This is a genomic window from Pyramidobacter sp. CG50-2, from assembly GCF_003612005.1.
Classification (GTDB): Bacteria; Synergistota; Synergistia; order Synergistales; family Dethiosulfovibrionaceae; genus Pyramidobacter.
Window position 1 is genome coordinate 16196 of the sequence record NZ_RAWT01000003.1, and the last position, 26118, is coordinate 42313.

The following is a 26118-nucleotide window of genomic DNA, read 5'->3' on the forward strand; positions in this document are numbered from 1 at the left end:
TCCTAATCGGGCAGAACGTTTGCCAGCAGTCCGGCCGGCAGCAGGACCCCGAGAACGTTGTGGAACACGTAGTACAGCAATCCGGCAAAGACCGCCGCGATGAGGACGTGGCTGACCTTCAGCCTGCGCTCGATCACCGTCATCCAGATGCCATAGAAAAGAAACGTCGCCACGATGAAGCCGAGAGTGTGGAACGACAACAGATAGCAGAAGAACGAGCCGATGGAAAAGTACTTGTTGAAACGGATCTCGTCGGCGGAGCCCTGCGACGTGTTGCGGATCTTCCAGGCGTAATACAGCGAGGTCAAGGCGCACAGCCCCATCAGGACCAGCAGCGCCTGCGGATAAGCGCGCACTTCGGCGGGCTCGTACAGCGATCGCCATAAGAAAAACAGGACGAAAACGACCTCGAGGGAAAGCGTTCTGACAAGAAACACGGGATTTTCCTCCTTCGCTGTGAAAAAGAGGGTCCCTGCGGGAACGAGGAACCCTCTTCATCGGTCGAAAAACTACTTGTTCGTCTTCACGCCGGTCTCGGCGATCACTTCGGCGATGTCCACCTTCTGCTGATCGACCAGCGCCGTGAAGTCGGCGCGGTTCATCCACATGTTGGCGGGCAGCCCCGCTTTGCTGTAAGCGTCGACGAACTCAGGATCCGCAAACGCCTTCAGGAAAGCCGCTTCGATCGCGGCCACCACTTCTTCGGGCGTTCCCTTGGGAGCGACAAGACCGCGCCAGGGGCCGTCCACAACCTCGATGCCCTTTTCGGCGGCGATGGGCAGCTCGGGATACTCCTCGAGACGCTTGGGAGCCAGCGTCAGCAGATAGGCGACCTGGCCGCTGCGCACCTGCTCGGAAAGCTCGGAAGGCGAGACGATCGTCAGGTCGACGTGGCCGCCCAGCATGGCCGTAATGGCCTGAGAACTGCCGTTGGTGGGCACGCAGACCCACTTCAGTCCGCTCTTCTTGAGCACGCGGAGCACGGCGAGGTGGTCGCTGGCCATGGCGCCGGAGACGCTGATCTTGACGCCGCCGGGGTTGGCCTGCGAGGCGGCGACAAGCTCTTCCCATGTCTTGAAGCGCTCGCTCAGGCAGGCGATCGTTTCCGGTTCGTACACCATATTGACGATGGGCGTAAAGGAATCGACCGTGAAATTGGTCTTCTTGGTCAGGGGCGCTATGACGACGCTGGGCCCCACTTCGCTGAGCGTATAACCGTCGGGGCGGGATTTGGCGACTTCGGCATAACCGGTCACGCCGCCGCCTCCGGGACGATTCTCGACCGCCATGGGCTGGCCGAGATATTTTTCGGCGACCTTTGCCGCCAGACGGGTGGTCATGTCGGCGGCGCCGCCGGCGGCGAAGGGAACGATGATCTTGACGGGCTTGGCGGGATAGTCGGCGGCGAAACCGCACGCGGGGATTAGAAACGCTGCTGTTGCGACAAGTAAAGCCGAAATGCGACGATTCATTTTCATTACGGGATCCTTCCTTTCGGTTTCAGATTTTAAAGCGGATCGGGATCATGTCCCGTGTCCGCCCAAAGCTGGAATTTATTTGTACTCTTTTTTCTCCCAAATGGAATAGATCGCTTCCATGGTTTGGGGCGCTACGCCGCTCAGTTCCTTGTTCATCCCAAGCGCCGCCGAACGGGCCAGACGCTCCTTGGCTCCGGCGGCGACCAACGGCTCGACGCCGACTTCTTTCATCAGTTCCATCGACTCGCCCACCTCGAAAGAACGCCGCTCCGAGTGGATCAGGTCGGCGCCGGCCATCCGTCGGGCAATGTCCTTGAACGACTCTTTGTCCATCGTGCCGGCGACGGAGTCCATGATGCGCTCCTCGACGCCGCATTTGCGGGCGAACAGGAACGTTTCGACAACCAGCGCTTCGAAGCCTTTCATGAAAACGCTGCGCACCAGCTTGATGCGCGAGGCTTCGCCGGCTTTCGAGCCGGCGCCGGCCAACGCGATCTTCATGCCGTAGGGCGTCATTGCCTCTTTCCAGCGTTCTGCGCCGTCGCCGGAGGCGAGCATCGGCACCTTGTGAGCGGAGACGACCAGCGAGCCGAGCATGGCCGAGTCCACGTACTGCGCTTTTTTCCCGGCGAACAGAGCCGCTTCCTTTTCTTTGACGTGGGGCAGCGCCGTGGTCACATCGACGAACAGCTGGCCTTCCTTCGCGAAAGGCAGCAGCCCCTCGGCCGTGGAGGCGGTGAAGCGCGCCGGCACGCAGATGACGACGATGTCGCAATTCTTCACGACCTCTTCGGCCGACGCTGCCGCCGCGACGCCGGCGTCGGCGCAGCGCTTGAGCACCGTGTCCTTGTACGCGCCGCCCATGTCGAGCGCTACGTCAAAGGCGCGAATGTCCCCGATCCCTTCGCTCTTCAGCCCCTTGCCCATGTGGTAGGCCGCTTCGCCGAAACCGATGTAGCCAAGTTTTACGCTCATCACATCGTCCTTCTTTCCTATATTTGAAAAAAAGATATTTAATAACTGAAATTATACTATCAGCAGATTATAGTCTTGTCAATCAAAAGAACGCTCTCCCATCGATTAATATACAGTATACATTCAAGGCTGCCGTTACTCGCACAGTCTGGCGGAACAAGTTGGAAGAACATCAAAAAAGAGAAGCGGGACGGCGCGCCGGAGACAATCTCAGCGTGCCGTCCCGCTTCTTTCGTGCGAGAGTCATGTTTTTCATTCGTATTTCCGCCGCGGATTTTTGGGGAACCAGCCTTTTCTGACGCGTTTTGCCTGAGCTTTCAGCTCGACGACGCTCCACAAATTGGTGGCGCCGAGAAAGGCGAGGATAGGCGAGGCGACGCCGCGCAGGCAGGCGGAAGCGGACAGGCAGATCAGCCCGGCCACGGCGAATAGCGGCCAGACGCGCGTCCCGAACCAATATTCCGCCTTGATCACGAGCGGATGGTAGGCGGCGATGATCAGCAGCGAAGCGGCGGCGAGAACGACGCCCTCATAGTTCAGATTCACCGCGCGGCGTCCTTCCGCGACGTCGGAAACGCCCGCAGCCCCTTGCCCGCGTAATAGGAAATGAAAATGAACAGCGCCATGATGGAGAAATAGCTGAACAACACCGCGAGATCGCTCTGCGTTTCGTCGAAGAAAGCGAACTGGCTGCGCAGCGTCAGGAATCCCCACACGTTCATGCGTCCGAAGGCGCGTGCCCCGCAGACGGCCAGCGCCGCCGCGCCGAAACGCATCAGCCAAGCGGCCGCGCCGCGATGGCCCTTGACCTCGAAGACGGCGCGCGTCATGCCTATGACCATGCTCCAGTGCAGGCCGATGTGGACGCTCATGAGCACCATGCCCCAGTAGGACGCGGCCAGATGCAGCGTACGGGCCGCGCCGACGCCGCGGGTGATGTCGAGGAAGGCGAAAACCGTCCCCGAGATCATCACGCCCGTGATCGTGATCACCGCGGCGTCGAGCAGCACCAGCAGGATCGCGAAGTCTTGCAGTACGCGCAGAAGCGTGTAACGCCCGCTGAGAAAGCGCGCGAACCAGTGCCGGTTGAGGACGGCGTGAACGATGAAAAGCACGCCGATAAGGGTGCCGAGGACCTCGTGGGCAACGTCGCCGACGACCTGATAGGCCAGCAGCGCGACCATCAGCGCCGTCATCGCGAAATCCACGGCAAGGCGCGTAAGCGCGTTGGCGTTCATGAAATTTTCTCCTCCTTGAATAAATCAGAAGATCTGCGGTCAAAGATTCTGCGCCGGCAGATCGTCGCGGTCGCGCGTACGGTAATAGCGCAGCCGCGCAGAGGTCTGCTGGGCGATCTGCCCTGTCAGCGAACCGCAGACGATGCCGCTGACCAGCAGAAACGGCAGGTAGGAGAGCAGCCCCGCGGTCTGCGTCACGGCAATGGCGGCCGCCAGCTGCCCGACGTTGTGCAGCGCGCCGCCGGCGGCGCTGCACAGCCACAGGCGACGTTCCGGGATGACGCGGCGCAGCGGCAGCGTGCCGGCCAAACAGAGCATTCCGCCCGACAGGCTGAAGATCAGTGCGGCCGCATTGCCGGTGAGCAGCGCGCCGAGCAAAATGCGGGCCAGCAGCACCAGCAACGTTTCGCGAGCGGTGCAGTGGTAGAGCGCCCAGACAGTGACGACGTTGGCCAGCCCCAGCTTGGCGCCGGGCACGGGGATGGGCGCGGGCAGAGCCATCTCGGCGGCGAAGAGGATCAGCGACAGCGCCGTGAGCAGCGCCAGTCGGGCGAAGTTTTTCGTGTTCATCTTTCCCTCCTATTGCGACAGACTGTCGAGCTCGCCCTCGCTGCGCGGCGCGTAGCGCACCGTCAGTCCGTGCGGCAGGCAGATCAGCGGTAGCGAGGCCGAGCGCAGCCAGCCCATTCTTACGCAGTCCTGCCCCGGACAGTCGGCGCACAGCACTTTGACGCGTCCTCGTTCGACGAGCAGGCGGTTATAACCGCCGCCGGGAGCGCGGATGTCGATGGTGCGCGAACCCGTTTCGCGGCTCAGGTCGAGGCGGGCGATCACTTTGCCGCGCTGCACGATCTCGACGATCCGGCCGGGTGGCGCGAACCAGCGCCACAGGCACCAGCCGATCAGGAGCAGCAGGGCGGCGGGGATGAATTTTTTCATCGCCGCACCACCGTCACTTTCGCGTCCGCGTAAGCGGGATCGACGGCGAAGCGCGCGTTCAGATCCTCGCTGACCCACAGTTCGCCGTCTTCGGCGAGCAGCACGAAGCCGGGACTGCCGTGTTCTTTCCAAAACGCGGCGGTTTTTTCCGCGCCCATGACGAAGTATGCTGTGGACATCGCGTCGCAGATTCTGCCTTCGGGGCCGACAGCCGTGGCGGAGATCACCCCGCTGCGCGCCGGGGCGCCCGTGCGCGGATCGAGGATGTGCCAGTAGATCTGGCCGTCGGGGCCGGTGAAGAAACGTTCGTAGCCGCCGGAAGTGACGACGGCCTCCGCCGCCGTGCGCAGCACGCCGATCAGGCCGCCGTCGGGGGACTTGATGCCGATGCGCCATCTTTGGCCGTCGGGGCGCACCCCTAGCGTCTGCACGTTGCCGCCCAGGTTGACCAGCGCCGATTCAACGCCCGCGGCGGCCATGGCGGCCAACGCTTCGTCGCCGGCGAATCCTTTGCCGACGGCGCCGAGGTCGAGCATGCTGCCTTCGTCGAGGCGCAGCGTTCGTCCAGAGAGGTGGACGCGCTCCGCGCCGGCGAGTTTGAGCAGTTCCGCCAATTCGGCGGCTTCGGGCACGCGGCGTTCCTCCGTCGTGAAGCCCCAGGCGCGCAGCGCGGGATAGAGCGTGGGGTCGAACGCGCCGTCCGTCAGGGCGTTCATGCGCAGTGCGAAGGCCGTCAGCGCTGCCGCGTCTTCGCCGACCTGTACCGGCGCGCCGCCGGCGGCGTTGAGGCGGCCGACGTCGCTGCGCGGATCGGTGACGGACAGCTCGCTTTCGATCTGTTTGACGCGCGCGCGGGCCAGCGACAGCGCCCTCTTGCCGCGGGGCCCGTACGCCGTCAGCGTGATCGGCGTGTCCATGGCGTAGAAGCTCACGCTGTGTTTCCGAGTTTTTGCGAATTGGTTCCAGCCGATCCATCCCCCCAGCGCCAACAGGGCGACGGCCGCAAAACTGAGAATTCTTTTCATGACGTTTCCGCCTTTTTGCGCCAGTCCTCGCCCGTGGAAAGCCGGAGCTGACGATTTTCTTCCGTGATTATGGTAGCACGCCGGCCGTTTTCCGAAAAGAGTCTTGCATTGTCCAAAACGGCGATTATAATAGAGGCATCTCAAAGCAGAGTAAAAACCGATGCGTCAAGTGCCGGCTGAACGGGGAGTTGACAGCTGGACGAAAAGCCTTCCGGGCTTGCGGTGTCGGGTTTTGCATCCCGCTGCTGCATATCGGGCGAGTCCGCCTCCTTATGTAGTAAGAGGAAATTACTGCGAAGGAGGCGCTTTTGTATGATGACATCAGGCAATCCGCGTTCGTTGGGCGCTGGCGAAAACCGTTGGCTCGCTTCGCTGCGCGAGTTCCGTTCCATCCGCGTGGTGGCGTTCTGCGGCGTCATGTGCGCGCTGGCCGTGATCCTCCGCGCCGTGGCCACCATTTCCCTTGGGCCGTATCTGAGGATCGGCCTGTCGGGCTTCCCGAACCAAGTGGTCGACTACCTCTTCGGCCCCGCCGCGGGGGCTTTGTTCTCCGGCGCGCTGGAAGTGATCAAGTTCATGATCAAACCCGAGGGCGTTTACTTTCCGGGTTTCACGCTCAGCGCCGTTCTGGCCGGCGTGATCTACGGCACGGTGCTGTACCGCCGCCCGCTCACGGTGACGCGCGTGTTCGTCGCCCATCTGCTCGTCAAGCTGATCGTCAACCTCGGCTGCAACACGCTGTGGCTCGTGATCCTCTACAAAAAAGCCGTGTGGGCCATTTTCCCCGCGCGCGCCATGACCAACCTGATCTGCCTGCCCGGCGACGTGCTGGTCACCTATCTGCTGCTGAAAACCGTCGAGCGCGCGATCCTGCCGCTTTTCGGCGGGCGTTTTTCGGGGCGCACATAAAAAACAGGCCGACCCTGCGGGGCCGGCCTGTTTTTTGGGGGAGGCTTTATCATTCTGATTCTTGATAGAAAGTATCGACATAGTTTGCCGGGTGCTGCGAGGGAGATCCGATAGAAGAGGCAGTGGACCTGTTCATTCTTCTTTCCGTTGATCCGGCGCTGAAAGCGAGATTCATAAACAAACGTGTTTGGTTCAATATCAAAACGGGGATTTGAGCTGATGGTTTATGCCGCTTCTCAATTTGTTGCAGACATAGAACCGTTTCTGTTTTACGTGCAGCATAAACTTAATGTGAAATGTTATTAATTAAAGTATTTTATTCTGAATATAATCAAAAGGGGATGGTTGGTTTTTTTATATTCAGTTTGTATAATATGGTAGGATTTGTCCGTATAAAAAGGGCATCCGTAATTTCTTAAAAGGGAGATGAGAAAAATGTCACGTGAGAAGGATGTTGCAAGAGGGCAGTGGAAGTCCAAGTTCGGCTTCTTGATGGCGGCGATCGGTTCTGCCGTTGGCTTGGGCAACCTCTGGGGGTTCCCCTATAAGATGGGAAAAAGCGGCGGCGGGGCGTTCCTGGTCGTGTACCTGGCAGTGGTCCTGTTGGTCGGTGTTGTCATTATGCTTGGAGAGTTGGCCCTGGGACGCAAGACCGGTAAGGGCGCCGTGGAGGCCTATCAGGCTCTCTCGAAGAAGTTCGCCTGGGTGGGATATCTGGGCGTGGCTTCGCCGTTTATCATTCTCGCTTTTTACAACGTCTTGGGCGGCATGGTCTTGAAGTACATGGTCGCTTTCGTCGAATCGATGTTCTCGGGGGGCGCGAATTTCGCGAACATCAAAAGCGGCGCTTACTTCGGAGAGTTCATCTGCAGCGGCTCCGACATGCTCCTCTATCTGGCGATCTTCCAGGTCCTCAACATCGTGGTCGTCATGAGCGGCGTCGAAAGCGGCATCGAGCGCTTCAACAAGTACGCCATTCCCGCCCTTGCCATCATTCTCGTCGGGCTGGCCGCTTACGTCTACACCTTCCCAGGCGCTGAGAAGGGTTTGGACTTCATGTTCAAGCCGAACTTCGCGGTATTCTCGGATCCTGAGATCGGCTTTTTCAAGGTCTTGAAAACGGCGGCAGGGCAGATGTTCTTCTCTCTGTCTCTCGGCATGGGAGTCATGATCACCTACGGTTCCTACCTGTCGAAGGAGCAGGATCTCTCCCGGGAGATGTACATCATCCCGCTGGCCGACACCATCATCGCGGTCCTGGCCGGTATGGTCGTCATGCCGGCGTGCTTTGCCTTCGGCCTTGCCCCTGCCGGCGGCCCCTCGCTGCTCTTTGTGTCTCTGCACGAGGTCTTCGTGACCGGTATGGGAGGCTTCAGCGGTTCCTTTGTGGGATTCCTCTTCTATTTCCTGGTATTCCTGGCCGCCATTTCCTCCTCGATGTCCCTGCTTGAAGTCTGCGTAGCCTACTTGCTTGACCGTCAGATCCGCAAGGGGAAGGCCCCCGCGCGCGCCACAACGACCATTGTCCTCGCGGCGGTGCTCTTTGTCGTGAGCTTCCCCGTCGCGCTGGACGGGCTGGGCAGCAACGTAGCCGGCGGCGCGGCGATGAACAGCCCCGGCGTGATGATGGGGCTCACGAAGGTTCCAGTGGCCTTCGACTGCTGGCTTGACTTCTACGATATGCTCTCCGAAGGCGTGATGATGCCTCTCGGCTCTCTGCTCATGAGCGTCATGTTCGGCTGGGTTGTGGGTACGAAGGTCATTGCCGACGAAGTGGCCCTCACGCCTGGCAAGAAACTCCGCTTTGAGTGGTTGGTAGATCTCTGCTTCAAGGTCATCGTGCCCGTTATCCTCGTCGTGGTGCTTCTGGCTCAGCTGCAGGACTTCGGGCTCATCTAGGGGATCTTCGAAAAACGTTCGGGTTCATATGGGGACCGGCATCGCGCACTCCAAGCGCGATGCCGGCCTTTTCTTTCCCTGCCCTTTTCGTTTTTTCAGTCATAGCGGCGGCGGGGATTGCGCGGATATTTGCCGTCGCGGACGCGTCGCGCCTGTTCCTTGATCTCGGCGATGGCCCAGAGGTTGACGGCCCCCGTAAAAGCAGCCAGATAACAGCCCGTGCCGCTGAGAAACAGCGAAGCTCCGATCAGCGCCGCGCCGGCGATCAGAAACAGCGGCCAGACGCGCTCGGAAAACCAGTATTCGCCCCAGATCACCACGGGATAATAGGCTCCCATGATGAACAGCGAGGCGGCGCCCAGCGCCGGGCCGGCCAAGTTCAGTTCCATGCCGCGTACCTCCGTGGATTTTCGGCGCTTGAAAAACGCCGGAATTTTTTGTAGATTACGTGCGGAAACGTCATTATTGTATCACCCCAAGGAGGAGAAAAACGTGAAAATCGCCGCACTCGATACGCCGTCGCTGCTGATCGATCGCGAGATCATGCGGGACAACATGCGGTTCATGCTCGATTACGCCGCCCGCCACGGCGTCAGGCTGCGCCCGCACACAAAAACGCACAAGATGCCCGCCGTGGCGCGCCTGCAGGTGGAAATGGGCGCGAGCGGCATCGCCGTGGCCAAAGTCGGCGAAGCCGAAGCCATGGCTGCCGCGGGGCTGGACGACATCTTCATCGCCAACGAAATCGTCGGCGCGCGGAAATGGGAGCGCATCCGCGCCCTGGCGCAGCGCGGCGTGAAAGTCGGCTTCGGCGTCGACAGTCCCGAGACGCTGCCCGGCATCCAAAAAGTTTTCTCCGGCGCCGACCGTCCCGCCGAAGTGCTGATCGAGATCGAAGTGGGCGAGCGGCGCTCGGGCGTCGTCGAGGAAAGCGGTTTCGCCGCTTTGCTGGAGGAGATCCGCCGCTGTCCTGCGGTGCGGTTCAAGGGGATCTTTTCGCACGACGGCAACAGTTATGGCGCCAAAGACCGCGAGGATCTGGTCCGTATCGCCGTCGGCGCGCAGGAGCGCACGCTGCGCTTCGCCCGCCTCGCCGCGGCGGCCGGCATGCCCTGCGAGACCGTCAGTTACGGGGCCACGCCGACTTTTATGAACGAAGTGCCGATCCTCGGCGGCATCACCGAACTGCGCCCCGGCACGTTCATCTTCATGGACGCCTCGCAGGGGCACGCCATCGGCACGCTGGCGCGCTGCGCCGCCACCGTGCTGGCGACCGTGATCAGCCGCCCCACGGCGGAGCGCGTCATTCTCGACGTCGGCGCCAAGGGACTGACCATGCAGCTCCGCAGCGAAGGCGTCTGCGCCACGCCGGGACACGGCACGCTGCTCGAGCATCCCGGCGTGCACATCGACAAAGTCTTCGACGAACACGCCATCGTCAACGACGCGGCGTTCCGCGAAAAGGTGCGCGTCGGCGACCGCGTGCGCGTCATCCCCGTGCACATTTGTCCTGTGTGCAATCTGTATGAATATGCCTACCTGGTCAGCGGCGACGAGGTGATCGACCGTCTGCCCGTGAGCGCGCGCGGCAAACTGCAATAGAAGCGGAGCGGCGGAGCCGTTCTTCGGCAGAAGTCTTTTTGGAAACGGCAAAAATGAAGAGGCGCTGATGCGCGTCAGAGTCTGGATCGAAGACTGTTTCTTGAGGATAATGTTCCACGTGGAACAATGAAAACATTCGCCGGTCGATGAGTCGAATCTCATCGACCGGCGAACGCTTTTTCGTCTTTTGGAAAGTCTCCGTTTATTTGCTCCAGCGGATCAGCAGGCCGTCGCAGGGGAGTTTCTGCACGTCCTTGAGATGGTAATATTGCGGGAATCCCGTCAGGTCGTCCGTGCCGGCCATGGTCAGGGCGCCGCGCGTGCCGTCCACGGCGGGAGCGACGACGATGCTGATCTCGTCGGCGAGCCCGCGGCGGATGAACTCGCCGTTGATCTGCGAACCGCCGCCGATGACGAACGTTTCGACGCCGCAGAGCGACTTGATCTTTTGCAAAAACAGTTCGAGGTCGAGATCGTCTTTGCCGGCGACGATGTAGGGCATCTGCAGATCGTTCAGATAGGCGAGGAACTCGGGCGCGCATTTTTCGGTGATCACCTCGACGATGGGCATGCGGCGCCCGGCGTAGTCCATGACGTTGCTCGGCCACCTCAGCTTACCCCAACGGTCGAAGGCGACGCAGATGATCGTGCCCTCGGGATAGCGGTACGCCGTGTCCTCGTACGTCACCGGCACGCCTTTGTACTTGGAAAGGTCGACTTCAGTCTTGGAAAGATCGACTTCAAGCCCGCTCTGGCAGGTCGTGCGTCCCAGCCCGTAAGCCTGGCCGTAGCTGAGCAGCAGGCGGTCGTATTCATCGCCGACCTTGTCGTAGTCGGCGCTCGGCTCGAACTCGACGTCGATCTTGCCGTCGATGGTCGTCATCATGTGGCAGATCACTTTTGCCCGGTCTTTCATCAATAACAGCTCCTTTGCCGAAGATGTTCAAACCTGAAGCGGTTCGATTATAGCCGATACCTTGCCGCCGAAGGATGTTTTTTTATCGCTCCGGCCGTTTTTTGTCCTGCGGCCGGCAGCCGTCGCAACCGCGGCAGCTGCCGCAATCGCCGGAACGCCGCCGGGTTCGCAGGGCAAGGAAGACGGCGGCGCCGATAACGCCGAGCGTCAGCCAGCTGGCGGCGTTCATCACGCCCACCCCAGCAGCGCGCCGGCCAGCCTGACGGCGTAAGCGCACAGCCACGCCGCGGCGCACTGGCCGACGACGATGCCGGCTGCCCAGCGTCCGCCCAGTTCGCGCCTGATCGCGGCGACGGCGGCCACGCAGGGCGTATAAAGCAGGCAGAACACCAGCAGCGCCGCGGCCGAGAGCGGCGAGATCAGCGCCAGCAGACGCTCCGTGCTGCCGAGCATGACCGTCAGCGTGGCGACGACGCTCTCCTTGGCGATGAAGCCCGTCACCAGCGCCGCGGACACGCGCCAGTCGCCGAAGCCCAGCGGCGCGAACAGCGGCGCGACGAAGCCGGAGACGGAGGCGAGCATGCTGTCCTGCGAATCGGCGACCGCGTTCAGATGAAAGTCGAACGTTTGCAGGAACCAGATCGCGATCGTGGCCATGAAGATGATCGTGAAAGCGCGCTGCAGGAAGTCCTTCGCTTTGTCCCACATCAGCCGCAGCACGTTCTTCAGAGCGGGCAGGCGGTAGTTGGGCAGCTCCAGCACGAAGGGCACCGCCTCGCCCTTGAAGACCGTGTTCTTGCTCAGCAGAGCGGCGAGGACGGCGATGACGATGCCGAGCGCGTACAGCCCGATCATGATCAGGCCGCTGTGCCGCGGGAAGAACGCCGCCGTGAAGAAACCGTAGATCGGCAGCTTGGCCGAACAGCTCATGAACGGCGTCAGCATGACGGTCATGCGCCGGTCGCGCTCCGACGGCAGCGTGCGGCTGGCCATGACGGCCGGCACCGTGCAGCCGAAGCCGATCAGCATCGGCACGATGCTGCGTCCCGACAGGCCGATGCGGCGCAGCAGATGATCCATGACAAACGCCACGCGCGCCATGTAACCGCTGTCCTCCAGCATGGACAGGAAGAAAAACAGCACGACGATGATCGGCACGAAACTGACGACGCTGCCCACGCCGCCGAAAACGCCGTCGACCACCAGCGAGCGAACGGCCGGATTGACATCCAGCGACGCCAGCAGCGCTGAGACCTCTGCGGTCAGCGCGCCGATGCCCTGTTCGAGAAAGTCCTGCAGCCAGGCGCCGACGACGTTGAACGTCAGCCAGAACACGGTGCCCATGATGGCGGCGAAAGCGGGAATGGCCGTGAAGCGCCCGGTCAGAAGGCGGTCGATGCGGCGGCTGCGCTCGCGCTCTTTGCTCTGCCGCGGCTTCACGACCGTGCGCCGGCAGAGCTTGCGGATAAAGTCAAAGCGCATGTCGGCGATGGCGGCGGCGCGGTCGAGGCCGCGCTCCCGTTCCATCTGCGCGACGATGCGCTCGAGCATCTCCTTCTCGTTCTCCGTCAGATGCAGCGCTTCCAGCACGAACCGGTCGCCTTCGATCAGCTTGCTGGCGGCGAAACGCACGGGGAGGCCCGCGTCGCGGGCGTGATCCTCGATCAGATGCATAATGCCGTGGATGCAGCGGTGCACGGCGCCGCCGTCTTCGTTGCGGTCGCAGAAGTCCTGACGGCCGGGGCGCTCCTGATACTTCGCCACGTGCACGGCGTGATCCACCAGTTCGCGGAGTCCCTCGCCTTTGGACGCCGAGATCGGCACCACGGGAATGCCCAATTCCGCCTCGAGTTCGTTGATACGGATCGAACCGCCGTTGCCGCGCACCTCGTCCATCATGTTCAGCGCCAGCACCATGGGCACGTTCAGCTCCAGCAGCTGCATGGTCAGATACAGACTGCGTTCGATGCTGGTGGCGTCGACGATATTGATGATGCCGGCGGGGTGTTCGTCAAGGATAAAGCGGCGCGAGACGATCTCTTCGCTGGAATAGGGGGAGAGCGAGTAAATGCCCGGCAGATCCGTGACCCGCGTGCCAGGATGCCCTTTGATCACGCCGTCCTTGCGGTCGACCGTGACGCCGGGAAAATTGCCCACGTGCTGGTTGGCTCCCGTGAGCCGGTTGAACAGCGTCGTCTTGCCGCTGTTCTGGTTGCCGGCCAACGCAAAAGTCAGCGCTGCGCCCTCGGACAGCGGGTGTTCGTCGGCCTTCGCGTGATAGCGTCCGCCTTCGCCAAGGCCGGGGTGCTCCGGCTCTTTGCGGCCGGGCGCGGGCGTTTCGCCGCCGTTCCGTTCCGCTTCGGTCAGCCCGCGGATCTGGATCCGCGCCGCGTCGGCGAGACGAAGCGTGAGCTCGTAATCGTGGATCATCAGTTCCATTGGGTCGCCCATGGGCGCGAACTGGGTGACGCTCACCCGCGCGCCGGGAATAACCCCCATGTCGAGAAAATGCTGGCGCAGCGCCCCCGCGCCGCCCACGGAAACGACGACCGCCGACTGGCCGATTTTCAGTTCGTCCAAGGTCATGAAAGATTCCCCCTGCCCCCTATTAAAGAAAAATCCCCTCACGGCGTTCGATCCTTTCGAGGGGATTCCGTTTGCCGCTTATTATATGGTATCGGCAACGATTTACAAGGGCGGAGGGCGGACGTCCAACGGCGGCGAAAAAAATGATCGGACGGCGTTCGCAGGGGAGGGGAGACGCGAGGACGCGGACGGAATTCCCTCAGTCTGCGGACGGTTCTGCCGTCGTGAATATAAAGTCAGGAATAATCAATCTCTTTATTCTCATTTTGTGATGTTTCTCCGGCCGTCCGACGCGGCTTTCCGGCCGCGGTATAATAAAGCTCGGCGCCGTGATACGGCGCCGAGCGAGGAAAGGAAGGCGATACACCATGAACATGAAAAGACGCGCCGTCGCGCTGTGCTGCATCGTGCTGCTGGCGTTCGTCCCGGGATGTCCGGCGGCCGCCGAACCGTCGCGGGACGCTTCCGGCTTTGTGCTGGTGGCCGAGGCCGTTCCCGACGTGATCCAGGAGATCCGCTACGCCACGACCTTCAACTTCGTGGGGCGCCGCATCGACGGCTACGAGCAGCCCTGCGCGCTGCTCACCCGCGAGGCCGCCGAGGCGCTGAAAAACGTCAGCGACGACCTGATCCGTCAAGGTTACCGGCTCAAGATCTACGACGCTTACCGCCCCCAGCGCGCCGTCGACCATTTCGTGCGCTGGGCTCGGGACGCCGGAGACGACTCGATGAAGCCTTGGTTCTATCCGGCGCTGGACAAGAGCCAGATCTTCGAAAAAGGCTACGTCAGCGCCCGATCCGCGCACTGCCGCGGCAGCACCGTCGACGTGACGCTGTTCGAGATGAGCTCCGGGCGCGATGCCGATATGGGCAGCCCGTTCGACTTCTTCGGCGAGATCTCGCGCTTCGACGGCACGCCGGCGCTGACGAAGCGGCAGCGCGCCAACCGCCGCCTGCTGCGCGACGCCATGACGAAGCGCGGCTTCCGCGCCATTTCCGGCGAGTGGTGGCACTTCACGCTGAAAGACGAACCCTGCCCGACGACCGCCTTCGACTTCCCCGTCAGCGCCGAAAGCCTGCGCGGCGGATCAGCGTCGGACGCGTCGGCGGGGGAGCGCGATGAAAACGTGAAGGAGCCGGAAGAAATCCCCGAAAAATGAAAACGAGCCGCCGTGCGGGAATTTTAAGATCCCCGCGCGGCGGCTTGCCGTTTCATTGTCATACTGATTCTTGATGAAAGTATCAGCATAGTTTTTGTGAATTTCGTCCGCAGCGCCTCTGTATTCGGCATTTTAATTGAGAAATAGTATGAGTCGTTTGCGCGGGCGTTTTCCGTTGAAGCTATTTTTCCGTGGCGGTCTTCTCCTTGCGGATCACGTCGTGCGCGCCGCCTTCGACGATGCTGGTGGCGCTGACGAGGGTGAGCTTGGCTTTTTTCTGGAGCTCGGCGATGGTGACGGCGCCGCAGTTGCACATCGTGGACTTGATCTTCAGGCAGGTGCGCTCCACGTTCTCCTTGAGCGGGCCGGCGTAGGGCACGTAGCTGTCCACGCCTTCCTCGAAGGAGAGCTTGCCGGCGCCGCCGAGGTCGTAGCGCTGCCAGTTGCGGGCGCGGTTGGAGCCTTCGCCCCAGTATTCCTTGACGAAGGTGCCGCCGACGAGCAGTTTTTCCGAGGGACTTTCGTCGAAGCGGGCGAAGTAGCGGCCGAGCATGACGAAATCGGCGCCCATGGCGAGGGCGAGCGTGATGTGGTGGTCGTAGACGATGCCGCCGTCGGAGCAGACGGGGATGTAGACGCCGGTCTTGCGGTAATATTCGTCACGGGCCTGGCAGACTTCGATGACGGACGTGGCCTGGCCGCGGCCGATGCCCTTGGTCTCGCGGGTGATGCAGATGGAGCCGCCGCCGATGCCGACTTTGACGAAATCGGCGCCGCACTCGGCGAGGAAGAGGAAGCCTTCTCGGTCGACGACGTTGCCGGCGCCGACCTTGACGGTGTCGCCGTACTCTTTGCGGATCCATTCCAGCGTCAGTTTCTGCCACTCGGAAAAACCTTCGGACGAGTCGATGCAGAGCACGTCGGCTCCGGCCTTGACCAGCGCCGGCACGCGCTCCTTGTAGTCGCGGGAGTTGATGCCCGCGCCGACGACGTAGCGCTTGTGGTCGTCGAGCAGTTCGTTGGGGTTCTCCTTGTGCTCGGAGTAGTCCTTGCGGAACACGAAGGCGGTGAGGCGGCCGTCCTTGGCGACGATGGGCAGCGAGTTGAGTTTTTTGTCCCAGATGATGTCGTTGGCCTCGCTCAGCGAGGTGCCGTCGGGGGCGGTGATGAGGCGGGCGAGAGGGGTCATGAAGCCGGACACTTTGTCGGCGGGGTCCATGCGGCTGACGCGGTAATCGCGGCTGGAAACGATGCCCACGAGTTTGCCGTTGGCGGTGCCGTCGTCGGTGACGGCGACGGTGGAATGTCCGGTCTTCTCTTTCAGGGCGAGGATGTCGGCCAGCGTGGCGTCGGGGCGGATATTGGAGTCGCTGGGGACGAAGCCGGCTTTGTGGCTTTTGACTTTGGCGACCATGGCGGCTTCGCTCTCGATGGACTGCGAGCCGTAGATGAAGGACACGCCGCCGGCTTTGGCGAGGGCGATGCCCATGGTGTCGTTGGAAACGGACTGCATGATGGCGGAGACCATGGGGATGGAGAGCTCGATGGCGGGAGATTCGCCCTTTTTGAACTTGACCAGCGGGGTGTGCAGCGAGACGTTTTCCGGCCGGCATTCGCTGGACGAGTAGCCGGGGATCAGAAGATATTCGTTGAAAGTATGCGCCGGTTCGTTGATGTAGGTTGCCATTCTAAACCTCCTGAAAGATGGGAATTCGCTCGCCGGGTGTTCCCGTGCCGAGTGGAAATTATGCCGCAGTATAAACGCATCGGTATTTTTTTGCAACCGCCGTTTTCAAAAAAACGGGACGCCGTCGCGACGAAAACCGACCGGTCCCGGGCCCGCGAAAATTCTGCTGCGCGGCCCCGGGCGAAAGGACTTTGCTTATTTTTTACATTCTACCAGAAATATGCAAGTTGAGCGCGCTCGGGCGGCATTTTTTGAAGGGGCCCGGACCACGGGACAGGATCCGCCGCGGAACGCGGGGAAAACAAGGCGAAGGCGCGCAAAAAGCCTGACGGTCGCTTGATCGCCAGGCTTTTTGCGTATGGAATGTTCCACGTGGAACATCGCCGATCATATGCTTTTCTTCGTGTCTTCCGTGATGTTTTTTACCCTGCCGTTCAAGCTCCACGGAGCGCTTCGAGCGCGGCGCCGATGTCGGCGGTCACGGCGATGGAGCGGGCGCGGATCTCCTCGGGGACGCTCTGCGGCCGCTCGTTGACGAGCGCGTACACGGCGTCGGGGTTCCGGAGCGTGCGGATCTGGAACGGGTACTTGATGATGCCCGGCGTGTTGGAGCCGACGCCGAGCTCGAGGTAAAGCACTTTTCCCGTTTCGTGTTTTTTCAGGAATTCCTCGTAGCGCCGCGCCGCCGCGCGCCAGCCTTCGTCTTCGACGAACGCGTCGTCGGAGCGCAGGTTCATGGCCATCGGCTTGCCGCATTTCGGGCAGAGCGGGATCAGCTTCGAAGGCACGCGCATTCTCGGCTTCTCATGCGAAGGCGGTTCGAGCCGGCCGCCGGCGTCGATGGCGAAACCCTGCGCCAGCACCATTTGCCGCACCGTCTCCCGGTTGTCGTAGGTGAGCCGGTGGCACGGCGTGGAGCACTGCCAGAGGCCGTAATCGCCCTGCGTGTAAAACAGCCGTTCCTTGTCGAAGCGCGCTTTCTGGAAGCAGTGATCGACGTTGGTGGTGACGACGAAATAATCCTTGTCGCGCAGCAGCGCGCGCAGGCGGCGATACGTCGGCTTGGGCGCGTCCATATAGCGGTTGACGTAGATGAAGCGGCTCCAGAACGCCCACTGCTCTTCGAGCGTCTCGTAACGGTAAAAACCGCCCGAGTACATGTCGGAAAAGCCGCAGCGCGCCGCAAAGTCGCCGAAGTATTTGCGGAACCGCTCGCCCTCGTAGTCGAAGCCCGCCGCCGCGGAAAGCCCCGCGCCCGCGCCGATCACCACCGTCGGGCAGTCGCGCAGCGCCGCGCGCAGCTTTGGGATTCCCTCGCGGGGGACTTCAGCGGGCGCCGAGGAGACGGGAATATATTTTTCGATCCAGTTCTTTGAAGACATCGAAGACGACCTCCATCCCTTTGTGCTCGGCAAGAAAACCTTTGACCGCGGCGACGGCGATAGCCGCCGCTTCCTCGTTGGGGAAGCGGAACTCGCCGGTGGAGACGCAGCAGAACGCGACCGAGCGCAGGTTCCTTTCCGCCGCCAGCTCCAGGCAGGAACGGTAGCACGACGCCAGCAGCCGGCGATCCTCGTCCGTGACCGCGCCGCCGACGATCGGGCCGACGGTGTGGAGCACGAAGCGGCAGGGCAGATTGTACGCGCCGGTGATCTGCGCGCGTCCCGGCGGCTCATTGCCGCCCCGCCGCTCCATAAGCGCCGCGCATTCGTTCCGCAGCTGTACGCCCGCCGCCGAATGGATGGCGTTGTCGATGCAGCCGTGACAAGGGACGAAACAGCCCAGCAGCGAGCCGTTGGCGGCGTTGACGATGGCGTCGGCGGCCAGCCGCGTGATGTCGCCCTGCCACAGGAAGATCCCCGGCTCGGCGGGGGAGAGCGACGCGATCGTGACCACGCCTTTCAGCCGCGTCTCCTCCTGCAGATATTCGTCTTGGATCCGCAGAAATTCCTCGGCAACGGGGGCCGGCTGACGCACGTTCATCAGCGCGCGCAGCATTCGTTTCCGTTCCTCGGGCGCGGCGGGGATTTTTACGTCGGCATATTGCGACGGTTTTTCGGCGAGCAGCTTTTCGATGAGCCACAGGCAGCGTTCCGACTGGTTCATGACGGCACCTTCCTTTCCATTTGTACGAATCATATGTCCATTGTAGCGCCGCCGCGTTCTTTTGTCCGAAAACGGCGCTCGAAAAAGTGTCAGGGGATTGACTTTATCTGATGAATTGCCGCCGTGCCGCCGAAAAAGACACGGCCGTTCGCTCCCGACGGCGCTATTTTAACCGCGGGACGTTTCCGAGCGGAAGAAGGCACAATACAGTGTCCGGGTCACCTCTTGGTAACGGAGGCTTCCGCGCCGGGCGTCGCGTTTTTGTTTATTGCGCTCTTGCCTTTGAAAAGATATAATCATTGAAGCCATGGCAAGCGGACAAAACCCCGCGGCGCGGAGCCGCCTCGCGCGTCCCCGGCGTGAAGTGGAACGGATGACCGCATGGGGAGGATCTGGAAAGGGAGGACCGATGAAAAAGAATTACTATGCCGAGAACCTCAATTCTCAGAAATTGTATCAGGTATATGAGACCTCTCTCCCGCGGATAAAGCAATATCTTGAAGCGGAGATCGAGTTTGTCAGAACGCGGCTGTCCGGGCGCGAGCGCGTTCTGGAGCTCGGCGCCGGGTATGGGCGAATTGTAAAAGAGCTTGCTCCTTGCTGCGCCTCTATCGTCGGTATGGATATCTCGGAAGAGAACGTCAAATTGGGAAAACGGTACGTGAAGGATTTCCCCAATGCGGACATGGTGGTGATGGACGTACACGACATGAGTTTCGACCGTCAGTTCGACGTCGTGCTCTGTTTGCAGAACGGCCTTTCCGCGATGAGAGCCGACGATAGGGTCATTAAGGATATCATCGGTTTGCTGGCTCCCGGAGGCGCGGCCTATTTCAGCAGCTACAGCGCGAAGTTCTGGGATTTCCGCCTGAAATGGTTTGAGGAGCAGGCTTCCAAAGGACTGCTGGGAGCGATCGATCCCGAAAGGACGAAAGACGGCGTTATCGTTTGCGCGGACGGGTTCAAAGCGGTGACTCACACGCCCGATGATTTTGAGAGGATCGGAGCGGCTTCCGGCTTCCCCTATCAGGTGACGGAAGTGGACGATTCCAGCGTTTTTCTGATAATTCACAAGACGTCATAAAACTGCGGCGGCGGAAGCGGGCGTCTTTGTTTTGCCGTCGTCTATGACATGAGATTTTTATTTAATAAGGGGGAAGAAAAATGTTGATTACCAGCGGATTTACCTATGTGGCGTTCCTCGTGTTCTTCGCCGGACTGCTCGTGTGGTGCCAGAAAGCGACCAACTGGAAAATCTTCGATTTCGTGCCGCCGATCGTCATGGTCTATCTGTTCAACATGCTCTTCTGCACGGTCGGCCTGTGGGACATGAAGGCCACGGCGCCGGCCTATTCGGCGGTGAAGAACAATCTGCTGTACGGCATGATCTTCGTGATGCTGCTGCGCTGCGACATCCGCAAGATGGTCAAGATCGGGCCGCGCATGCTGGCGATCTTCTTCTGCTGCGCCTTTACGATCATGGCCGGCTTTGTGGCGGCGTACGTGATGTTCAAGAGCAGGATCGGCGCCGAATCCTGGCGCGCCATGGGCGCTCTGTGCGCCTCGTGGATCGGCGGCTCGGCCAACATGGCGGCGCTGCAGGGCGCGCTGGAGGTGCCGGAGGGCGATTACGCCTGCGCGCTGATCGTCGACACGATCTATTACTCGGTCTGGATCGCGCTGCTGCTGATGGCGGTGCCGCTCGAGAAGGCGTGGAACCGTTTCTGCAACGCGCGCACGGTGACGTTCGAAGAGGCGGAAGACGCTCAGAAGGCCGCCGAGGAAGGCACGGCGAAGATGAGCGGCGCCACGCTCACCATCCTGCTCGGCCTGTCGCTGATGGTTTCGGCGCTGTCGCAGGTGGCGGGCAAGTACGTGGCCGGCCTGATGCCCGGCATGCTCAAGGATGTGTTCAACGGCTCCACCTGCACGATGCTGATCGTCACGGCGCTCGGCCTGCTCGCGGCGCTGTCGCCGATCGGGCGCATCGCCGGCGCCGACGCGCTGTCGACGATGTACCTTTACGCCGTCATCTCGCTGTTGGCTTCCCGCGCCGGACTGAACGAACTGCTCGACGCGCCGATGTGGCTGATGGCCGGGCTGTTCGTGTTCATCGTCCACATCGTCGCCATGGTGATCTTCTCGAAGCTGTTCCACTTCGACCTGTGCATGGTCTCCACGGCGTCGCTGGCCAACATCGGCGGCGCGGCCTCGGCCCCGATCGTGGCGGCAGCCTACAATCCCGGCTATACCGCTATCGGCGTGGTCATGGGCGTGATCGGCGCCGCGGCGGGCAACATTCTCGGCTTTGCGGCCGCGTATCTGATGAAAATGTTCGCGTGATAACAACGAAAAACGGCGCAGCCCCGTCCCCGCGGCGGGGCTGTTTTTGACGGAACGGAGGATCTGAATGGAACTGAACGGAAATTTTCACGCGCTTCACGCCGGCCTGCCGGAGGATGTTCGGCGCATGAAGGAACACGGGGATTTCGAAGGCGCTCTGGCGGCGATCGAGCGGCGTCTGGCTTGCGGGAATATGCCGGCGGAGATGCGGTACGCCCTGACGGCGCAGGCGGAGATGATCCGCCGCCTGCCGGGGAACTTCCCTTACCGCCGCGACGAGGCGCTGGAGTTGGTGCGGGCGCATATCGCCGATTTCGGCGCTGACGAGTTCGATGAGATGGTCCGCGACGGGCGCGTCGAATGGATCTACGTGAACGGCGAACCGCGCTATTTCGGGCGTTTTTTCGAGACGCTCTGCAAGGTGGACGCGCGTTTTGCCGCGCGGGCGGGCGTCGTCCCCGCCGGAACCGAGCCGCCGGACGAAAACGGCGAGTCGCGGCTCGACCGCGCCGCGCGCCTGATGCGCGAGAAGGGGAGCATGGCGGTGCGCTTTCGCTGCCGCGCTTCGCTGCGCGTCAAAGACGAGCTGTTCCGCCCCGGCATGAAGGTGAGCGCGGCGCTGCCATTGCCCTGCGCCTGTCCTTCCCAGAGCGGCGTTGCGATCGACTTGGTCTCGCCGCAGCCGTCGCTGCTCGCGCCGGAGGACGCGCCGCAGCGCGTCGTCGTCTGGAACGAGACGATGGAGTGGAATCACGATTTTTCCGTGGAGTTCTCGTTCACGCGCCGTCAAAACTTTGTCGATCTGTCCCGGCCGCCGCAGCAGCCCCGCGGCGAGGCTCCGCAGCTGGACGACACGGCCGAACTGCCGCCGCACGTGCTCTTTACGCCTTTCATGAAGAGTCTGGCGCGCGAGATCGCCGGCGGCGCCGAAACGGCGCTGGAAAAAGCGCGGCGTTTTTACGATTTCATCACGCTGAACGTGAAGTATCGCTTCATGCCCGATTATTTCTGCCTCGAGGACATCGCCGCCAGCTGTGCCCGCAACCTGACGGGCGACTGCGGCGTGCAGGCGCTGCTGCTGATCGCCCTGTGCCGGGTGTCGGGCATACCGGCGCGCTGGGAAAGCGGCTGGGTGACGCGGCCGAACTTCTGCAGCGGACACGACTGGATGATGTTCTACGCGCCTCCGTTCGGCTGGCTGTACGCCGATCCGTCCTTCGGCGGCGGCGCGGCGCGCGACGGAAACGAGGCGCGGCGGCAGTTTTATTTCGGCCATCTCGACCCGTGGCGCATGGCGGCCAACACGGCCTTTCAGGCGGATTTTCCCGTGCCGTGGGAAGGCTGGCGCTGCGATCCGTACGACAACCAGTCGGGCGAAATGCTCTGCGACGGGCGCGGTCTGCGCTGGTATGAGTTCACGAGCGCGAAAGAGGTCGTTTCCTGCGAGGAGTTGGAGTAATTCTGTTTCTTTGTTAAAAGACCACGCTCAGCAAAATGTGGTAATGCTTTCTATCGAAAATCAGTATAAAATAGATCGCGCGGACTTCATGCTCGTCCGCGCGATCCGTCTTTTAAAGGAGTTTTCGATCATGATGAGATTTGATATGCTTGGCGGCGTTTCGCTGCTGCTGGCTTTGCTGGCTGCGCCGGCGGCGGCGCGCCCGGCGCTGAACCTGACGGGCGAACGCATCGCCGATCTGGACGAACTTTCTCAGGTGCCGTCGTCGTATCTGCGCGGCGCGCTGAACGTGCGCTGGCTTGACGGAAAAAAACAGCACGAACTGGCCGCGGCGGCCATGGCGAAATTTTTTGCGCCGTGGCGCGGCGGCGCCGTGGACGATCCTCTCGTTTCCGGATGGGGCTTCGACGTGCTCGACGCGCCGCGCTGGGGCGAAAATCTGCGGCCGCTGACGGAGGAGAAAAAGATAGCCCTGCGCGGGCAGGCCGCCATGGATCGTTTCCCCTCCATGGACCGCGCCGCCGTCGCCGTCGTCAACACCAGCGCCCGGGCGCTGCCCACGGGACGTCCCGCTCTCGCCGATCCCGCCGCCGCCGGCGAAGGCTTCCCGTTCGATTACATGCAGTGCGGCGCCGTTTGGGCCGGCACGCCGCTGCGCGTGAAACACGCCGACCGCAGCGGCGCCTGGTATCTGTGCGAGTCCGGGCTGTTTTCCGGCTGGATCAGAGCCGCCGACGTGGCGCTGGCGGGGCGTTCGTTCATGGAGAAGTACGACACCGGCCGTTACGGCGTGATCGTGGCCGACGACACGCCGTTGCGCGACGCCAAGGGGCGCACTTTGGCCGTCGTTCACGCGGGCGCGATTTTCCCCGCGGCGGCGGAGCGCGACGGCATGCTGGTGCTGAACGTGCCCGTGCGCACCGCAAGCGGCACGGCAAGGATCGCTCATGCCTGTGCCGCCGCCGGAGCGGCGCAGCGTTGGCCGCTGCCGATGGACGCCGCCGGCGTCGGCGCTCTGGCCGACCGCTTCATGGGCGTGAATTACGGCTGGGGCGGCCTGTTCGAAGACCGCGATTGCTCGGCCACCATGCACGATCTGTTCCTGCCTTTCGGCATCGGCCTGCCGCACCACAGTTCCTTGCAGGCGAAGTGCGGCGTTTTCGTCGATTTGACCGGAAAGAGCAACGAGGAAAAACTGAAGATCATCCGCGCGCGCGGCGTCCCCTTCCGCACGCTGGTCGGCATGAAAGGGCATGTGGCCCTGTTCGTCGGGCTGTCGCCCCAGGGCGAGCCGGCGATCCTGCACAACCTGTGGGGCGTGCGGCTGGCGTCGGAGGACGATCCCGATCTGAGCGGGCGCATCGTGGTCGGCCGCGTTGTCGTCACCACGCTCCGCCCCGGCGTCGAGCGCCGCGGCATGGTTGCGCCCGGCGGACTGCTCGACCGCGTCACCACGCTGACCTTCTTGCCGGGCTTCGAGCCGGCGGAGAAGGGCTTGGGGGACGATCTTCAAAAAGAAAAACGGCGGCTTTGATCGTTATTTCAAAACCGCCGTGAGGCTGCCGTATTTCGTTCAGGCGCCTAAACCGGCCGCCGCAACGACGGCTCTTTATAGATCCCTTTTCAAGTAAATCATATCGATCAGCTGTCGACCATCTTCATATATGGGATGGTCATAATTCTCTACAAAGAAATTTTTGACGATGTGTGATCTTACAAATCCGCATCTTTCGTAGAAACGAAGTATCGCGGGAGTGTCGCCTGTCCCTGCGTATAACTCGCCGCCAGGCTCCTTGTAGTGATCAACGATAAAGGCAATGAGCTTTTGACCATATCCTTTCCGTTGGTATTCAGGAACGGTAACGATATTTTTAAGCTCGTATCTCCCTGCGTGCTCTTGCGTAACGACACAGATCGCCCTGACGTCGTCGTCGCATAAAGCGAACATGTCGCCGCGCTGCAAATATTTTTCTATCATATGGATCTGTTCATCCGCAATCAGCAGAAGTTCCATATACTTTGTTTTATCGCTATCATTGATTTTTACGATTTTCATGTGCCGTTTTCCCTTCCCGCTTCCCTATTATAGTTGTAAATCCATTATACCATTTGCACTTTCATGAGAAATCTTCGTCTGGCAAACGTCTTTTATCGCCCGCATCTGATCGAAACCTACGGCACGGGGCCGATGAAGAGCCGCGAATGTTACGCTGGCTCACTCCGCGCTTCGCTCGGTCAGGCCGCCGCCCCCGTCGCAGCGAAAGGATCTGGTGTCAGTCGATCGTCATCGTTTTTTGAAGCAGCGACCACGGCGACGCAGTGGGAATTTCAGAGCGTTTTGGGAATTTCCACGGTTACCCGCGGTCACGACGCTGCGCGCCATGTGCGAAGACGGAGCGCTCCGCAGGGAAGGGCGCGGCAGGAACACGCGGCATCGCTTGTCTTGATAACAACAGCCCGGGACTCGGTCGTCACGACCGAGTCCCGGGCTGTTTCTTGGCGTGCTTTGTTTACACGCCCAGCGCGTCGAGCCACTTTTTCAGGCTGGCGGCGCTGGGGCGGCCGTTGAGCAGCTTGCCTTCGCGGATATCGGCGCCGTGAGCGCTGCCTTGCAGGTCTTTGGCGGTGTTGCCGAAGCCGCTGCCGCCGGAGGTGGCGAACAGCACGATCGTCTTGCCGGCGAAGTCGCCGGCTTCGAGGAACGTGCGGATGATCGAGGGGGCGGTGTACCACCAGATCGGGAAGCCGAGGAAGATCACATCGTAAGCGGCGACCTTTACGTCTGCGTCGGCCATGGGGACGCGGCAAGCCTTGTCCTGCATCTCCACGGAACTGCGCGATTTTCCGTTCGTCCAGTCGAGATCGGCGGCGGTGTAGGGAACGGCCGGACGGATCTCGTAAAGATCGGCTTCGGCGGCTTCCGAAAGTTTTTCAGCCGCGGCGCGCGTGACGCCGCTGGCGGAAAAATAGGCAACCAGTTTTTTGCTCATGAAAGAACCCCTCCTTGAAAATTATGAGACAGGCATCAATTTAACGTTTCCGTTCGAAGAGGACCGTGACGTCGCCGTCTCCGAGGGCCTGCGACAGCCCTTCGGGATCGTCGGCGCGCCCGAGGTGCGTGTAGCTGTAAGCGCTGGGGAACGTCTCGTAAAACAGCACCAGACAGTCATCGCCGAAGAGCATGAAGTCACCGGCGCGGATTTGACCGGGACGCTCACTCCGAGTCGGCAACGGAGCGCCAAGAGCGGCGTATTTTTCGTTGCCGTTCAGGTCGCTCATGCGCAGTTCCAGCGGCAGCCGGGCAGTCAGCGCCCGAGTGGTGACGCTGTCGTCAAGGACGATGGTGAAGCTCTTGCCGGCAACCGTCACCGTGATCGTGAGTTTTTCAGCGGCTGCGGCGGGGCAAGCGGCGCTCATCAGCAGCAGCGCGGCGATGATCAGCGCGCGCACTGGCTATGCGCCTTTCCCCATCAAGCAGACTTCGTTCAAAACGAGACTGCCTTCGATCTCGCCGGCTTTTTCGGCACCGTCCATGGCGTGCGGTTCGGTGTTGGCCGACGTCGCCGGCGGGTAGACGTAGCGGAATCTGTAATTCGGAAGAAAACAGCGGGGCGGCGCGATCCAGCAGCGTCTTCCCAAATGGCGGACGAGCGTCCGCTCTTGCGATAGATTGTTGTACAGCGCGATCACCCCTTTTTTGCTCGATGAGGCCATTATAGGTTTTTCGCTTTACAATATCCAATGCTCATGTTAAATTCTTGGCAATGCCTGATAAGCATGCAGCAAGGAAGGACGT

The 26118-nt window shown here is 61.6% G+C and carries 27 protein-coding genes and 1 riboswitch; of the genes, 8 read left to right on the forward strand and 19 right to left on the reverse strand.

Features of this window, described 5'->3' with window-relative positions; genetic code table 11:
- Nucleotides 1-2: 2 nt before the first annotated feature.
- From D7D26_RS00990 to D7D26_RS01025, 8 genes are all read right to left on the reverse strand, one after another.
- Nucleotides 3-437, reverse strand: a complete 435-nt coding sequence (locus D7D26_RS00990; protein ID WP_120371677.1) for a tripartite tricarboxylate transporter TctB family protein — start codon at nucleotides 435-437, stop codon at nucleotides 3-5.
- Nucleotides 438-509: 72 nt separating this feature from the next.
- On the reverse strand, nucleotides 510-1478 hold the full coding sequence (locus D7D26_RS00995; protein ID WP_120371678.1) for a Bug family tripartite tricarboxylate transporter substrate binding protein: 969 nt from the start codon (nucleotides 1476-1478) through the stop codon (nucleotides 510-512).
- Between the two features lie 75 nt (nucleotides 1479-1553).
- Nucleotides 1554-2453, reverse strand: coding sequence for an NAD(P)-binding domain-containing protein (locus tag D7D26_RS01000; RefSeq protein WP_078015041.1), 900 nt, complete (start codon nucleotides 2451-2453; stop codon nucleotides 1554-1556).
- A gap of 252 nt (nucleotides 2454-2705) precedes the next feature.
- On the reverse strand, nucleotides 2706-2999 hold the full coding sequence (locus D7D26_RS01005; RefSeq protein WP_078015042.1) for a DUF4491 family protein: 294 nt from the start codon (nucleotides 2997-2999) through the stop codon (nucleotides 2706-2708).
- On the reverse strand, nucleotides 2996-3691 hold the full coding sequence (locus D7D26_RS01010) for a DUF4405 domain-containing protein (protein WP_078015043.1): 696 nt from the start codon (nucleotides 3689-3691) through the stop codon (nucleotides 2996-2998). Before D7D26_RS01010 ends, D7D26_RS01005 begins: the two co-directional genes overlap by 4 nt.
- Before the next feature lie 39 nt (nucleotides 3692-3730).
- Entirely contained in the window at nucleotides 3731-4261 is a 531-nt protein-coding gene (locus D7D26_RS01015) for a Gx transporter family protein (protein ID WP_078015044.1), read from the reverse strand.
- A 9-nt stretch (nucleotides 4262-4270) separates the two neighbouring features.
- Nucleotides 4271-4630 (reverse strand): NusG domain II-containing protein, encoded by a 360-nt coding sequence (locus tag D7D26_RS01020; protein WP_078015045.1) that lies wholly within the window; start codon nucleotides 4628-4630, stop codon nucleotides 4271-4273.
- Nucleotides 4627-5655 carry an FAD:protein FMN transferase gene (locus D7D26_RS01025; RefSeq protein ID WP_078015046.1) on the reverse strand — a complete coding sequence of 343 codons (1029 nt, stop codon included), beginning with the start codon at nucleotides 5653-5655 and terminating at the stop codon, nucleotides 4627-4629. Before D7D26_RS01025 ends, D7D26_RS01020 begins: the two co-directional genes overlap by 4 nt.
- A 144-nt stretch (nucleotides 5656-5799) precedes the next feature.
- Nucleotides 5800-5902: riboswitch (THF riboswitch) on the forward strand.
- A 65-nt stretch (nucleotides 5903-5967) separates the two neighbouring features.
- Between D7D26_RS01025 and D7D26_RS01030 the strand changes: the two genes are divergently transcribed.
- Complete coding sequence (locus D7D26_RS01030) at nucleotides 5968-6564, forward strand: folate family ECF transporter S component (RefSeq protein WP_078015047.1); 597 nt, start codon at nucleotides 5968-5970, stop codon at nucleotides 6562-6564.
- Between the two features lie 435 nt (nucleotides 6565-6999).
- On the forward strand, nucleotides 7000-8463 hold the full coding sequence (locus tag D7D26_RS01035; protein ID WP_233543420.1) for a sodium-dependent transporter: 1464 nt from the start codon (nucleotides 7000-7002) through the stop codon (nucleotides 8461-8463).
- Nucleotides 8464-8558: 95 nt separating this feature from the next.
- Here D7D26_RS01035 and D7D26_RS01040 read toward each other — a convergent pair whose 3' ends face one another.
- A complete protein-coding gene (locus D7D26_RS01040; RefSeq protein WP_078015049.1) occupies nucleotides 8559-8852 on the reverse strand; it encodes a DUF4491 family protein in 294 nt (97 codons plus the stop codon).
- Between the two features lie 103 nt (nucleotides 8853-8955).
- On the opposite strand from D7D26_RS01040, the gene D7D26_RS01045 reads away from it, so the two are divergent.
- On the forward strand, nucleotides 8956-10065 hold the full coding sequence (locus tag D7D26_RS01045; protein WP_078015050.1) for an alanine racemase: 1110 nt from the start codon (nucleotides 8956-8958) through the stop codon (nucleotides 10063-10065).
- A 202-nt stretch (nucleotides 10066-10267) separates the two neighbouring features.
- Here D7D26_RS01045 and D7D26_RS01050 read toward each other — a convergent pair whose 3' ends face one another.
- From D7D26_RS01050 to feoB, 3 genes are all read right to left on the reverse strand, one after another.
- Complete coding sequence (locus D7D26_RS01050; protein ID WP_078015051.1) at nucleotides 10268-10981, reverse strand: dihydrofolate reductase family protein; 714 nt, start codon at nucleotides 10979-10981, stop codon at nucleotides 10268-10270.
- 82 nt (nucleotides 10982-11063) lie between these two features.
- A complete protein-coding gene (locus tag D7D26_RS01055; RefSeq protein ID WP_143521659.1) occupies nucleotides 11064-11210 on the reverse strand; it encodes a FeoB-associated Cys-rich membrane protein in 147 nt (48 codons plus the stop codon).
- Nucleotides 11210-13567, reverse strand: a complete 2358-nt coding sequence (feoB, locus tag D7D26_RS01060) for a ferrous iron transport protein B (protein ID WP_078015052.1) — start codon at nucleotides 13565-13567, stop codon at nucleotides 11210-11212. Before feoB ends, D7D26_RS01055 begins: the two co-directional genes overlap by 1 nt.
- Before the next feature lie 368 nt (nucleotides 13568-13935).
- Between feoB and D7D26_RS01065 the strand changes: the two genes are divergently transcribed.
- A complete protein-coding gene (locus D7D26_RS01065; RefSeq protein WP_078015053.1) occupies nucleotides 13936-14727 on the forward strand; it encodes a M15 family metallopeptidase in 792 nt (263 codons plus the stop codon).
- A 181-nt stretch (nucleotides 14728-14908) separates the two neighbouring features.
- Here D7D26_RS01065 and D7D26_RS01070 read toward each other — a convergent pair whose 3' ends face one another.
- From D7D26_RS01070 to D7D26_RS01080, 3 genes are all read right to left on the reverse strand, one after another.
- Nucleotides 14909-16414, reverse strand: a complete 1506-nt coding sequence (locus D7D26_RS01070) for an IMP dehydrogenase (RefSeq protein WP_078015054.1) — start codon at nucleotides 16412-16414, stop codon at nucleotides 14909-14911.
- 434 nt (nucleotides 16415-16848) lie between these two features.
- Nucleotides 16849-17796, reverse strand: a complete 948-nt coding sequence (locus tag D7D26_RS01075) for an SIR2 family NAD-dependent protein deacylase (RefSeq protein ID WP_120371681.1) — start codon at nucleotides 17794-17796, stop codon at nucleotides 16849-16851.
- Nucleotides 17741-18520: a protein-ADP-ribose hydrolase gene (locus tag D7D26_RS01080; protein WP_120371682.1), complete on the reverse strand. Its 780-nt coding sequence runs from the start codon at nucleotides 18518-18520 to the stop codon at nucleotides 17741-17743. Before D7D26_RS01080 ends, D7D26_RS01075 begins: the two co-directional genes overlap by 56 nt.
- A gap of 409 nt (nucleotides 18521-18929) precedes the next feature.
- On the opposite strand from D7D26_RS01080, the gene D7D26_RS01085 reads away from it, so the two are divergent.
- The 4 genes from D7D26_RS01085 to D7D26_RS01100 all read left to right on the forward strand — a co-directional run bounded on the left by D7D26_RS01085 (nucleotide 18930) and on the right by D7D26_RS01100 (nucleotide 23856).
- On the forward strand, nucleotides 18930-19604 hold the full coding sequence (locus tag D7D26_RS01085; protein ID WP_078015056.1) for a class I SAM-dependent methyltransferase: 675 nt from the start codon (nucleotides 18930-18932) through the stop codon (nucleotides 19602-19604).
- Between the two features lie 80 nt (nucleotides 19605-19684).
- Nucleotides 19685-20863, forward strand: a complete 1179-nt coding sequence (locus D7D26_RS01090; RefSeq protein WP_078015057.1) for a DUF819 family protein — start codon at nucleotides 19685-19687, stop codon at nucleotides 20861-20863.
- A gap of 67 nt (nucleotides 20864-20930) precedes the next feature.
- A complete protein-coding gene (locus D7D26_RS01095) occupies nucleotides 20931-22322 on the forward strand; it encodes a transglutaminase-like domain-containing protein (RefSeq protein WP_078015058.1) in 1392 nt (463 codons plus the stop codon).
- Between the two features lie 130 nt (nucleotides 22323-22452).
- A complete protein-coding gene (locus D7D26_RS01100; RefSeq protein ID WP_158606215.1) occupies nucleotides 22453-23856 on the forward strand; it encodes an SH3 domain-containing C40 family peptidase in 1404 nt (467 codons plus the stop codon).
- Nucleotides 23857-23931: 75 nt separating this feature from the next.
- On the opposite strand, the gene D7D26_RS01105 is transcribed toward D7D26_RS01100, so the two are convergent.
- From D7D26_RS01105 to D7D26_RS01120, 4 genes are all read right to left on the reverse strand, one after another.
- A complete protein-coding gene (locus D7D26_RS01105; RefSeq protein ID WP_120371683.1) occupies nucleotides 23932-24378 on the reverse strand; it encodes a GNAT family N-acetyltransferase in 447 nt (148 codons plus the stop codon).
- A gap of 454 nt (nucleotides 24379-24832) precedes the next feature.
- Nucleotides 24833-25312: a flavodoxin gene (locus D7D26_RS01110; RefSeq protein ID WP_120371684.1), complete on the reverse strand. Its 480-nt coding sequence runs from the start codon at nucleotides 25310-25312 to the stop codon at nucleotides 24833-24835.
- 40 nt (nucleotides 25313-25352) lie between these two features.
- The gene (locus D7D26_RS01115) at nucleotides 25353-25772 is read right to left on the reverse strand and encodes a cyclophilin-like fold protein (protein WP_199674632.1); all 420 of its coding nucleotides are present in this window, start codon (nucleotides 25770-25772) and stop codon (nucleotides 25353-25355) included.
- A 3-nt stretch (nucleotides 25773-25775) separates the two neighbouring features.
- On the reverse strand, nucleotides 25776-26036 hold the full coding sequence (locus tag D7D26_RS01120) for a hypothetical protein (RefSeq protein WP_120371685.1): 261 nt from the start codon (nucleotides 26034-26036) through the stop codon (nucleotides 25776-25778).
- Nucleotides 26037-26118 lie beyond the last annotated feature (82 nt).

Coding starts and splice junctions, on each gene's coding strand:
- D7D26_RS00995 (WP_120371678.1), bottom strand. CDS start 1,478: ATGAAAATGAATCGTCGCATTTCGGCTTTACTTGTCGCAACAGCAGCG.
- D7D26_RS01000 (WP_078015041.1), bottom strand. CDS start 2,453: ATGAGCGTAAAACTTGGCTACATCGGTTTCGGCGAAGCGGCCTACCAC.
- D7D26_RS01010 (WP_078015043.1), bottom strand. CDS start 3,691: ATGAACGCCAACGCGCTTACGCGCCTTGCCGTGGATTTCGCGATGACG.
- D7D26_RS01015 (WP_078015044.1), bottom strand. CDS start 4,261: ATGAACACGAAAAACTTCGCCCGACTGGCGCTGCTCACGGCGCTGTCG.
- D7D26_RS01020 (WP_078015045.1), bottom strand. CDS start 4,630: ATGAAAAAATTCATCCCCGCCGCCCTGCTGCTCCTGATCGGCTGGTGC.
- D7D26_RS01025 (WP_078015046.1), bottom strand. CDS start 5,655: ATGAAAAGAATTCTCAGTTTTGCGGCCGTCGCCCTGTTGGCGCTGGGG.
- D7D26_RS01030 (WP_078015047.1), top strand. CDS start 5,968: ATGATGACATCAGGCAATCCGCGTTCGTTGGGCGCTGGCGAAAACCGT.
- D7D26_RS01035 (WP_233543420.1), top strand. CDS start 7,000: ATGTCACGTGAGAAGGATGTTGCAAGAGGGCAGTGGAAGTCCAAGTTC.
- D7D26_RS01040 (WP_078015049.1), bottom strand. CDS start 8,852: ATGGAACTGAACTTGGCCGGCCCGGCGCTGGGCGCCGCCTCGCTGTTC.
- D7D26_RS01050 (WP_078015051.1), bottom strand. CDS start 10,981: ATGAAAGACCGGGCAAAAGTGATCTGCCACATGATGACGACCATCGAC.
- D7D26_RS01055 (WP_143521659.1), bottom strand. CDS start 11,210: ATGAACGCCGCCAGCTGGCTGACGCTCGGCGTTATCGGCGCCGCCGTC.
- feoB (WP_078015052.1), bottom strand. CDS start 13,567: ATGACCTTGGACGAACTGAAAATCGGCCAGTCGGCGGTCGTCGTTTCC.
- D7D26_RS01065 (WP_078015053.1), top strand. CDS start 13,936: ATGAACATGAAAAGACGCGCCGTCGCGCTGTGCTGCATCGTGCTGCTG.
- D7D26_RS01070 (WP_078015054.1), bottom strand. CDS start 16,414: ATGGCAACCTACATCAACGAACCGGCGCATACTTTCAACGAATATCTT.
- D7D26_RS01075 (WP_120371681.1), bottom strand. CDS start 17,796: ATGTCTTCAAAGAACTGGATCGAAAAATATATTCCCGTCTCCTCGGCG.
- D7D26_RS01080 (WP_120371682.1), bottom strand. CDS start 18,520: ATGAACCAGTCGGAACGCTGCCTGTGGCTCATCGAAAAGCTGCTCGCC.
- D7D26_RS01085 (WP_078015056.1), top strand. CDS start 18,930: ATGAAAAAGAATTACTATGCCGAGAACCTCAATTCTCAGAAATTGTAT.
- D7D26_RS01090 (WP_078015057.1), top strand. CDS start 19,685: ATGTTGATTACCAGCGGATTTACCTATGTGGCGTTCCTCGTGTTCTTC.
- D7D26_RS01095 (WP_078015058.1), top strand. CDS start 20,931: ATGGAACTGAACGGAAATTTTCACGCGCTTCACGCCGGCCTGCCGGAG.
- D7D26_RS01100 (WP_158606215.1), top strand. CDS start 22,453: ATGATGAGATTTGATATGCTTGGCGGCGTTTCGCTGCTGCTGGCTTTG.
- D7D26_RS01105 (WP_120371683.1), bottom strand. CDS start 24,378: ATGAAAATCGTAAAAATCAATGATAGCGATAAAACAAAGTATATGGAA.
- D7D26_RS01110 (WP_120371684.1), bottom strand. CDS start 25,312: ATGAGCAAAAAACTGGTTGCCTATTTTTCCGCCAGCGGCGTCACGCGC.
- D7D26_RS01120 (WP_120371685.1), bottom strand. CDS start 26,036: ATGGCCTCATCGAGCAAAAAAGGGGTGATCGCGCTGTACAACAATCTA.